Annotated in this window: 9 protein-coding genes and 2 pseudogenes; 7 read left to right on the top strand and 4 right to left on the bottom strand. The window is 38.9% G+C overall.

Annotation, left to right across the window (positions count from 1 at the left end; genetic code table 11):
• The first annotated feature begins 165 nt into the window (after positions 1-165).
• The 3 genes from LC574_RS11390 to LC574_RS11380 all read left to right on the top strand — a co-directional run bounded on the left by LC574_RS11390 (position 166) and on the right by LC574_RS11380 (position 3,865).
• Positions 166-2,349: a TonB-dependent siderophore receptor gene (locus LC574_RS11390; RefSeq protein ID WP_229453625.1), complete on the top strand. Its 2,184-nt coding sequence runs from the start codon at positions 166-168 to the stop codon at positions 2,347-2,349.
• A 45-nt stretch (positions 2,350-2,394) separates the two neighbouring features.
• Positions 2,395-2,823: an SgcJ/EcaC family oxidoreductase gene (locus LC574_RS11385; protein WP_229453623.1), complete on the top strand. Its 429-nt coding sequence runs from the start codon at positions 2,395-2,397 to the stop codon at positions 2,821-2,823.
• A gap of 169 nt (positions 2,824-2,992) precedes the next feature.
• Entirely contained in the window at positions 2,993-3,865 is an 873-nt protein-coding gene (locus tag LC574_RS11380) for a ferredoxin (RefSeq protein ID WP_229453622.1), read from the top strand.
• Positions 3,866-3,878: 13 nt separating this feature from the next.
• Here the strand turns inward: LC574_RS11380 and LC574_RS39015 are convergent, their stop codons facing one another.
• Positions 3,879-3,968 carry a hypothetical protein gene (locus tag LC574_RS39015; RefSeq protein WP_368736682.1) on the bottom strand — a complete coding sequence of 30 codons (90 nt, stop codon included), beginning with the start codon at positions 3,966-3,968 and terminating at the stop codon, positions 3,879-3,881.
• A 22-nt stretch (positions 3,969-3,990) separates the two neighbouring features.
• Complete coding sequence (locus LC574_RS11375; RefSeq protein WP_229453621.1) at positions 3,991-4,233, bottom strand: type II toxin-antitoxin system ParD family antitoxin; 243 nt, start codon at positions 4,231-4,233, stop codon at positions 3,991-3,993.
• A 182-nt stretch (positions 4,234-4,415) separates the two neighbouring features.
• Between LC574_RS11375 and LC574_RS11370 the strand changes: the two are divergent.
• Together LC574_RS11370 and LC574_RS11365 are read left to right on the top strand one after the other, a co-directional pair.
• A pseudogene (locus LC574_RS11370) lies at positions 4,416-5,210 on the top strand (ABC transporter substrate-binding protein); the annotation flags it as partial.
• Positions 5,211-5,602: 392 nt separating this feature from the next.
• Positions 5,603-5,897 (top strand): annotated as a pseudogene (locus tag LC574_RS11365) (hypothetical protein).
• Positions 5,898-6,310: 413 nt separating this feature from the next.
• Here the strand turns inward: LC574_RS11365 and LC574_RS11360 are convergent.
• The gene (locus LC574_RS11360) at positions 6,311-7,189 is read right to left on the bottom strand and encodes a LysR family transcriptional regulator (protein ID WP_229453620.1); all 879 of its coding nucleotides are present in this window, start codon (positions 7,187-7,189) and stop codon (positions 6,311-6,313) included.
• 251 nt (positions 7,190-7,440) lie between these two features.
• On the opposite strand from LC574_RS11360, the gene LC574_RS11355 reads away from it, so the two are divergent.
• Positions 7,441-8,235 (top strand): methyltransferase domain-containing protein, encoded by a 795-nt coding sequence (locus LC574_RS11355; protein ID WP_229453619.1) that lies wholly within the window; start codon positions 7,441-7,443, stop codon positions 8,233-8,235.
• 18 nt (positions 8,236-8,253) lie between these two features.
• Here the strand turns inward: LC574_RS11355 and LC574_RS11350 are convergent, their stop codons facing one another.
• Entirely contained in the window at positions 8,254-8,997 is a 744-nt protein-coding gene (locus tag LC574_RS11350; RefSeq protein WP_368736681.1) for an amino acid ABC transporter ATP-binding protein, read from the bottom strand.
• A gap of 496 nt (positions 8,998-9,493) precedes the next feature.
• On the opposite strand from LC574_RS11350, the gene LC574_RS11345 reads away from it, so the two are divergent.
• Positions 9,494-9,840: Rpn family recombination-promoting nuclease/putative transposase (locus LC574_RS11345; protein WP_229453618.1), on the top strand; the 347-nt coding region annotated here is incomplete at its 3' end.

The raw sequence follows: 9,840 nt of genomic DNA, 5'->3' as shown, positions 1-9,840 counted from the left end.
TCACATGGATGCACTACGGCTTTCTTCTACTGTCGCCATTTTCCTTCTACCGTTGCACAAGCGGTGGCTAGTTTCACTATGCTTGTCGTCCTTTTGCTGAATCAAAATCAGCTTTTTGTCTACCAATGTCAATTTTCTGAGTTATACAGGTTGCTTAAATCACAAATGCCTAATAATTTTGTTGCCAAATGGGGTATTCAAATTGTTGCATCTAGTTTGACTATCACCGTAGGGATACTTTACGGAAATTGCAGCACCACAGCCACAGAAGTTCCACAATTATCTGAGTTTCCCCAGTACGAAGGTTCTGCTTCATACCTACAACCACTTGCAGAAGTAACACCTGAAAATACTCCAGCAGCAACAAATAAACCACAAGGAATTGCTCAAAATCCTCCAGCGTCCACAGAAGAAAAAGAACCCGATATTGAACTGACAGTCATCGACAAGCTATTGAATGAACCTGTGTTCTCACCTTTTCGCCGCGAAGGGACAGTGAAAGATTCCACCCGTCCGATTTACGTGATTACGGGTGAAGAGATGGAAGCGCAGGGTGCTAGAACTGTCAGAGAAGCACTCAAATTTCTCCCTGGTATCTTACCTGATGGTACTGTTGGGACGGAAGTAAACGCCTTAAGCGGTCAATTTATTCGTGGTTCTAATACTGGTCAAGTATTAATATTGCTTGATGGTAGACCAATTAATAATCTTGGTAGCGGTGGGTTTGACCTTTCAGAATTTACTACCAACAACATCGAAAGAGTTGAAGTATTACCGGGAGGAGGTTCTACTCTTTACGGTTCTGATGCAATTGGGGGAGTAATTAATATTATCACTCGTCGTCCCACAGAGAAAATTACCACAGAAGCGAAAGTCAACATTGGTGCTTATGGACTAAACCAACAGAGTATTCAAAATAGTGGAAAAACTGGAGATATTGGTTGGGTAATTGGATACAACCGCACTCAAGCCGAATACAACTATCCTTTTGCAATTCCTGAAGCTAATTTTGAGGGAACTAGGAAAAACAATGATACTCTCTACAACAATTTTAACGTTAAACTTGATGCCAATTTAAGTAAACGTAACACTCTTGCTTTTTCCACTCAATACTTAGGAAAAGAACAAGGTGTACCAGGAGGAGTACCTATTCCTGTACCACAATTTGGTCAAGGTTTCTTTAACTCCCTTACCGACAATAATCGCAAGTATACAGACCAAGTTCTCAGTGATTTAACTTGGAATTCTCAACTAGGTGGTGGAGATGATTCACTTTTAACAGCCAGAGTTTATATTGATTTTCTCAACACTCGCTTTGACAGTCGTAGCGGCGCACTTTCATCTCAGAATCGGTTTGATTCTAACCAAACTTCTTACGGAATTCAAACTACACACAGTTGGAACTTTGCTAAAAATCAAAGCTTAGTTTATGGTTTTGATTATCGCAATGTGAATGTACGCAGTACTTCCTTTAGTTATTCTACTAATCTAGAGAGGATAAACTACGATACTAGTATCGATCAAGGAGCATTATTTGCCAGATATGAAGTAAACTTAACTCCTGGTTGGACTGTAAATTTAGGCTTACGTCAAGATTTTAGCAGCTTGATAAATAGTTCAGCAACATCCCCATCTGTAGGTACAAAACTTGCCTTTTCTGACTCTACAACTCTCAGAGCAAACTATATTAAAAATTTTCGTGTTCCTACTATTGCCAACTTATTTAATATCAATCCTACAAATATTGGCAACCCAGCTCTTAAACCCGAAAGAGGTGATAGTTTTGATGTGGGAATTGACCAAAAGCTCGGCGATATCGGCTTATTACGTTTAACATTTTTTTACAATCGTATCTCTGATTTGATTGCCTTCAAGTCACTGCAACCACCTGTAAATGGCAATACAGGAACCTGGGAAAATATTGGCTTAGTTGAAACTACAGGAATTGAGGCAACGTTGAATTTACAGCTGGCGAGAAACGTCTATGCTTTCGTTAATTATACGGCGAATGACCCCCGGATTTTAAAAAGCTCTAACTTTGCAGAAATTGACAAAGAATTACGGTTTGCAGGTGCAGATAGTATAAATGCTGGAATTAATTATGAAAACCCAGAAGGTTTATATATAGGATTACTCATGCATTCACTTGGTAAATATCCCACGAATAACACTAACACTGAATTTTTACCAGGATACACGACATTTGATGTGAAGTTACGAGTACCCTTAAGCAATAATTTAGCGGTGAATGGGAGTGTAGATAACATCTTTAATCAAAGATATCAATTATTTGCTGGTTTTCCTGATGCGGGTAGGGTTTTTCAAGTTGGTTTGAACTGGAAATTTTAGATTAGCTAAGAAATCACTGTCAAATCTATCGTTTAATTGGTTGTTATGAAAAGAATCACTGTAATTGTTGTTAACTTATTTGCACTTTTGTTCCTCTTGTGCAGTCCTGCCTATGCCGATACAAATTGCCCAACAGTCACAAAAACAGATGTGGCTGCGCTTTTTGACCAATGGGACAAAGCGCTACAAACGGGTAAACCAAGTGAAGTTGCGAAATATTACGCGGATGATGCGATTCTACTTCCCACTGTTTCTAACAAGGTTCGGCACACTCATCCTGAAATAGAAGATTACTTTAAAGGGTTTCTGGGCCTGAAACCTGATGGTCGAGTTGAGGAGCAAAATATTCAGATTTACTGCGATGTCGCTGTTAACTCTGGTACTTACACATTTGCTGTTGTCAAGGATGGACAGCCATCTGAAGTTAGGGCAAGATATACCTTTGTTTACCATAAAGTTGGCGTAGGCGCGTAGCGACTTGTCGTTAGACATCGCTGGTTGATTGTAGACCATCATTCATCGAGAATGCCTGATCAAACGACCTAAAGAGATTTTACCTGTTTGGGGCGATCGCTCACATATGATTAATATTTTGATGGTTTTGTTTCACGCAGAGACGCAGAGGCGCAGAGGAGAGTTTAAAATGATTGAATTTAATCCTTGGGTTACACCATTAAATCAAGTTACCACTGACAATTTATCTACAGGTGGGTCTATTGAATATGAATATTTTGATTCTAGTACCGATGTTTTATCGTCACTACTCTACACCTTATTTGAGCAAAATTGGCAGCAGGTAGGTGTAGGGCATATTGTCCAAGGAGGTGTATTAGAATTAGAATTTAATGCTCCACCCAAAATTTGTATCCTCTATGATGGATATCTCACAGTAGTTACAGAAGGTTGGCATTTGCACCTATGTATTGAGGCTAATTTAGGTGGCCCTCATTGTAAGACTCCTGTGGAATTAAGGCAACAACGTCAAGTAAATCGTGCTGCATTTTATCGAAGATTTAATGCAGAAGGTATCCCTAGAAGTTGGGGAATCGATTTCTGGAATGGTGCAGATGAAAACCTCATGACTATTTTCTTGCCTAATCCATATGTCGAAGGTGAAAATTTATTACCAGAAGGCAAGCCTAATTTATCAAAGTTAGCTCTTTATGAGGAACTACGAGATATTTATGTATTGGGAAACAAACCCATACCATTTACTAAAAACCCATTGAAGCATTCTTATATCTCAGTTTGCACTTCTACTCGCTGTCTTCCTTCACGCAAATGGCAACCTACCTTTGATGCTTTAAAATCAGCAGTGGAAAAAGCAGGTATAGATGTGGAAGTAAGAACATCTGGCTGTTTGGAAGTTTGTCAATTAGGGCCAGTTGTATTTTATTCCGATGATAGAGCTTGGTACACTCGCGTTCACCCAAATGTAGCTGAAACTATTGTCAATGAACATTTGGTGAAAGGTAACAAAGTATCTGAACATATATATCCACCGGAGTCTGTTTAAATTAGAACTGAGGTTAAAAATCTTCGTCTAATTCGCCTAGTAAATCTGCCAAATCTCTTGCTTCATGAAATACCCGAAGAATCTCAACAGTAGTATCATAAATGTGATAGAAAATCAGGTAATCCTTAAAATCTTTGATGTGCTATTGCCTGATTTCGCAAATTTTGCCAATATTCCGGTGTCACTTCCTGAGCGTCTGAGTTAATACCTTCAAGCAAAAGCATTTCTAACTTTGCTTGCGCCTTACGTTTTTTGTCTTGCTCCACCAAGTCCAAAAAATACTCGCCAATGCTGTTGTAAGTACCTGTCATCACTTGTACTTCGATGTAAACACGCATCTCATCAGGTATATCAATATTGATATTCATTAGTTTTTAAGCATAACTGTCCTGATTATTTTAGCGTGCAAAATCTCCACCCAACCTACGAATGAATATTTGGTAAAAGGAAATAAAGTTATTGAACACCGCTACCCACCAAAGTCTATAGCATAATTGAAAACTTTACCCTTGCTCAACATCAGTCAGCCTAATTGAAAAGCAAATATAATATGCAGTTGACAAAATTACGTTACTCAAAACCCATTATTTTTTTATGCCAATTCTTTTTAATTACCACTTTAATTATTGCCTGCCATAGTACAGCAATTAACACATCTACAAACACGATAAATAACGGTTGTGTTCAAAACTATGACCCTAATACCGATTACTTTCCTAATAAAATAAAAATTACTCATGCAACAGGTTTGGCGGTAGAATATTATAAACACTACAAAATCGTCACCATTAAAAATCCTTGGCAGAATGCCAAAACCAAGTTTCAATATGTTTTAGTTCAATGTGGAACTCCTACGCCAGAAGGATTTAATCAAGCACAGGTAATTACAGTACCAATAAATTCCATAGTTTCTTTATCTACTACTCATTTACCTCACTTAGCCAAGTTAGGTGTAGTTGATAAGCTTATCGGTATTAGCAATAGTCAACAAGTAAATACACCTGATGTTATAGAAAGAATCAAAGCAGGGAAAGTAACACAAATAGGTAATAATTCTAATGTGGATATAGAGAAGTTATTAGAATTAAACCCTGACTTGGTAACAACTTATGGTACAGGCAATTCTCAAACTGATAGCTATAGCAAACTCACAGAGGCGGGTTTGAAAGTAGGGATAAATGCTGAATATATGGAAGATACACCCTTGGGACAAAGTGAATGGTTAAAATTTACGGCTTTATTCTTTAATAAAGAAGAACAAGCGGAAAAAATTTTTGATGAAATTGCTAATAAATATGAACTAATAGCTCAAAAATCTAAATCTGTAAAAAATCGTCCAACTGTATGAAAAGCATCTTTAGCAGACACAGCTTTAATTCCAATTTATGGCGGTGCTTGATTTAATAATTTCCATTTTAATAATACATTGACAACCTAGCGAAACTTTTTTTTAACTAAATAAATAGATTAGCACAAAAAAAGCTAGCTCGTAATGGTCGTCATTTTTATTGGTAAGCTAGCACAGTCTTAAAGGTTTACTTTTTGAGGGGCTACCGTAAGGATTTCAGACAATTTCACACTTTTTAACATAGTTCTGTTTATTCTCACCTGTCTACTTACTCCAGATGCAGAGGAGAAGAGGATTGAACGAACCGCAGATGATAGAGCGATCGCTCAAATTCATGCCACTCATCTACAGTTAGAATAAGGTGGTAAATATCGGAGTAAATAGGAATTATGCTTAGTGGAATTAAACAAAAGGCTATTGTCGGAAAAAATGGCAAGATTGAACTGTCTGCAACAGAATTACCAGAAGGAACTGTTGTGTTTTATCTGAAATTTTGTTCAGAAATCAGATATGAGTCCTATAGAAGTCATCGTGTTAGTTGAAACCTCAACTGAAGAAGATGAAACTACTTATCTTTTACAATCAGAGACTAACAAAAAACATCTGCTCAAAGCTTTGGATAATGTAGAAAAAGGAAATCTAATTTATGTAGATTTAGATGAATATGAAAAAAGTTGCCTTTGAACCATTTATTGATTATTTTGACTTGCAAATATCATTATGAGCAATAAAGTTTATTGAGTGGAGATATTGTTTTAGTTCAGGCGATCGCTCTTTTTTAACCAGAAGATGCAGAGCGATCGCAGATACAATCATAAGTTAAAGGCAAGCTGGTAGAAAATGGCTGAAATTGTCAGCAAAAGGCAAGCTGATGAACAAATTATTTTTACATGGCGTGGAGACAGCTAATTAGTTAACCTCAGACTACGGCTATTTCATTCTCATCTAGCCCGCCTCAGAATGAATTCTGAGGCTAATAGCAAAAGTCCACGCTTAGTAGACTAAGAAAGGCTTTTAGTCCACTAAAGTGGACTTGGACTATAAGAGAGGAACTTCAGTTCTGGGCGGTTTATGTCTAGAACGAAATAGCCCTGACCTCAGACACTTCTCACAACTTGCAGAAATTCCCTTAGTACAGGTGTCATATCTTCTTCCCGCCACACTACAGCCGTTTCTACTAATGGTGTTTTTTCTTCTATAGCGCGATAAACTACACCAACTCTTTGAAGATTTTGTAATGAAGACGGTGCGATCGCAATTCCCATTCCTGCTGAAACCAATCCGATAATTGTCTGCATCTGAATCGCTTCTTGAGTAACTTTCGGGCTGAAATTTCCTTGCTGACAAAGACTCATGATTTGGTCGTAAAGTCCGGGGCCCAAATGGCGAGGGAACATGATAAAGTTTTCGTTTACTAGCGATCGCACTGAAATCTTTTCTTGTTCAGCTAAGGGATGAGTTTCCAACATAGCCACAATTAAAGCTTCTCGCTGAATGCACTCTTGATTGAGTGTGTTGTCTTCTAACGGTGGATGGGCAAAGCCTACATGGATGCGACGTTCTTGTAGCGCTTGCTCTTGTTGAGTTGTGGTTAATTCCTGCAAAATCAACTCTACTTCTGGAAACTGTTCTCGAAACCGTCGCAAAATCACAGGAAGCAAATCGTAGGTTACTAAGCTAGTAAAGCCAATTCTTAGTTGTCCCTTTTCACCTCTTCCCGTTTTTTGAGTTAGCTCAATTGCTTTTTGGAGTTGAGCTAAAAGTTGATAAGCTTCTTGCAAAAATACTTGTCCAGCTTCCGTTAGCTGCACCTGTCGCTTGGTTTTGCGATGAAACAGTTCTACTCCCAATTGCGCCTCTAGTTGCTGAATTTGCTGGCTTAAGGGCGGTTGAGCAATGTGCAATCGCTCCGCGGCTCTACTGAAGTGCAGTTCTTCAGCGACAGCAATAAAGTAGCGCAGGTGTCGCAATTCCATTTTTTTGATATTTTACAAGTTTCAATTTTATTTAAATATATATTGGACATCTGAAAAGTACCTGCTTATGATAAGCTAACGCGCCTACATATTGCACTATTTTCCGTGTAGACCGTCATTAGTCATTAGTCATTAGTCCAGAAGTGTTTACCAAGGACAAAGGACAAATGACAAAGGACAACCTCACCAGTTGATGTGCAACTTAAATGCGTAACAGCTTACTCATACAAATATCGCAGGGAATCAGAGCAATGCAGGAAAAGTATACTCCAGGCTATTCGAGTAATGCGACGAATTTCATGGCAAAACGCAGCTTAGATACTCATGGTGCGTTTTTCAAGCCTTATTTACGTCCAGGGATGAAATTGCTAGATTGTGGCTGCGGGCCTGGGACGATCGCTTTGGGTTTAGCAAAAGCAATTTTCCCTGGTACGCTTACAGGTATTGATCGCGAAGCTTCTCAAATCCAGATAGCTGCTGAGAGTGCTTTCACCCAAGGTGTGAGTAATGCTAATTTTCTGGAGGCGAATATTTATGCTTTACCCTTCGCGGATAACTCATTTGATGCAATCTTTTCCCATGCACTGTTTGAGCATCTTCAAGAACCGACGCAGGCGTTACGGGAACTGTGGCGAGTTTTGAAACCGGGGGGAATTGTTGGGCTTCGTAGTCCTGACTGGGGTGGGTTTTTGATTGCGCCGTCTACATCAGAACTAGAAAAAGCATTTTATTATTACAAGTGGCTCCAGCAGCAGAATTCTGGTAATCCTTACGTAGGTAGAGAGTTACGCGCTCTGTTGCGCCAAAGTGGGTTTACTAATATCAAAGCTTCGGCTTCTTATCAATGTTCTGAGCCGCTCAGTGAAGCTACAGAATATTTGGCGCTGCGAATTGAGGCTTCTGCAAAGGTGGATGGAGCTATAGAGAAAGGTTGGACTGATGAGCGATCGCTAACAGCAATGAGCCATGCTTTGCGAGAATGGAGTCAGCACCCAGATGGCTTTTTTGCTACATCTTGGTGTGAAGTTGTGGGATACAAAATTTAGATTAATCTCAAATATTTTTTAGAGAATTTGCGATAAAAACTTGCGTGTTCTTTCTTCTTTGGGGTTGCTGAAAAAGGTGTCAGGGGTAGCTGACTCGACGAGAGAACCGCTATCCATTAAAATAACTCGATCGGCGACTTCACGAGCGAATCCAACTTCATGGGTGACGACTACCATTGTCATTCCATCACGGGCAAGATTTCGCATTACATCTAAAACTTCTCGTACCATTTCTGGATCTAAGGCTGAGGTGGGTTCGTCAAACAGCATAATTTTGGGTTGCATGGCTAAAGCACGAGCGATCGCTACTCGTTGCTGTTGTCCACCAGATAACTGTCCTGGATATTTCTGCGCCTGTTCTAAAATTCCCACTCTTTCTAGTAGTTGCATTGCTAATTCTTCGGCTTTTGCCTTTGGCGATCGCCGTACCCAAATTGGTGCTAAAGAGATATTTTGCAATACTGTGAGATGAGGAAATAAATTAAATTGCTGAAATACCATTCCCACTTCTCGGCGAATCGTTTCAATATTTCTTAAGTCATGGCTGAGGGTAATACCATCAATTTCAATTTTTCCCTTTTGGTATTCTTCTAGAGCGTTAAATGTGCGGATAAAGGTAGATTTACCTGAACCAGATGGCCCCATCAATACGACTACTTCTCCACGATTGACCCTCAAGCTCACACCCTGAAGAACATGGAACTTTCCATACCATTTGTGAACATCTTCAGCAATAATTATCGGCGCTTGTTTTGTTGTCACGGATTTGCAACTCCGAATTTTTTAGTAAATTATCAATGCCTATCGATAAGCTGATGGAATGACTATCAAGTAATTGCTGATTTTAGATAGCGATAATAACTTTTTACCATAGCGATCGCTTCTCAAGAATAATCCTAATTAGTAAGATTTTACAACGCGATCGCCCATTTGAGATTTTGCCAGGAAACAATACCACCAAATCACAAAACCAATCTTAAAAATTCAAAATTCAAAACTTGTACTGAGCTTGTCCTGAGCGTAGCCGAAGTATTCAAAACTTGTACTGAGCTTGTCGAAGTATTCAAAACTTGTACTGAGCTTGTCGAAGTATTCAAAATTTAAGAGAGTTACATAAGGGGATTTAAACCCCGACTGAAACTGAACTACGTGTTGACGTTGCGGGTCTTAAACCCTTTAATTTACGAGAAATAAAATTTGTGGTATAAGCCATCTGAAGATATATTATGAGTTCAAATAAATTTTTTGCAACCCCTACATGCGCCGAGACTCAATTTTCTACAAACTATTTCAACAATCCCCAAGCTTATTATTTGAATTGTTGACAAATCCCCCAGATAATGCTGATAATTATCGTTTTGATTCCGTAGCTGTTAAGGAACCAAAATTTGAAATTGATGGTGTGTTTCTTCCACCTGATACTGCTGATAGCGGGGTTGTATATTTCAGCGAAGTTCAATTTCAAAAAGATGAAATGCTCTACGAAAGGCTATTTGCCGAGTCGTTATTGTATTTCTATCGTAATCGGATGAGATACAGTGATTGGCAAGCAGTAGTAATCTACCCATCCCGCAGTATTGAACAAAGTAATAAGCTTGGGGATTG

It is taken from the genome of Nostoc sp. CHAB 5715 (assembly GCF_020829685.1).
Classification (GTDB): domain Bacteria; phylum Cyanobacteriota; class Cyanobacteriia; order Cyanobacteriales; family Nostocaceae; genus Nostoc.
This window is presented reverse-complemented; position numbering and strand designations above follow the sequence as displayed.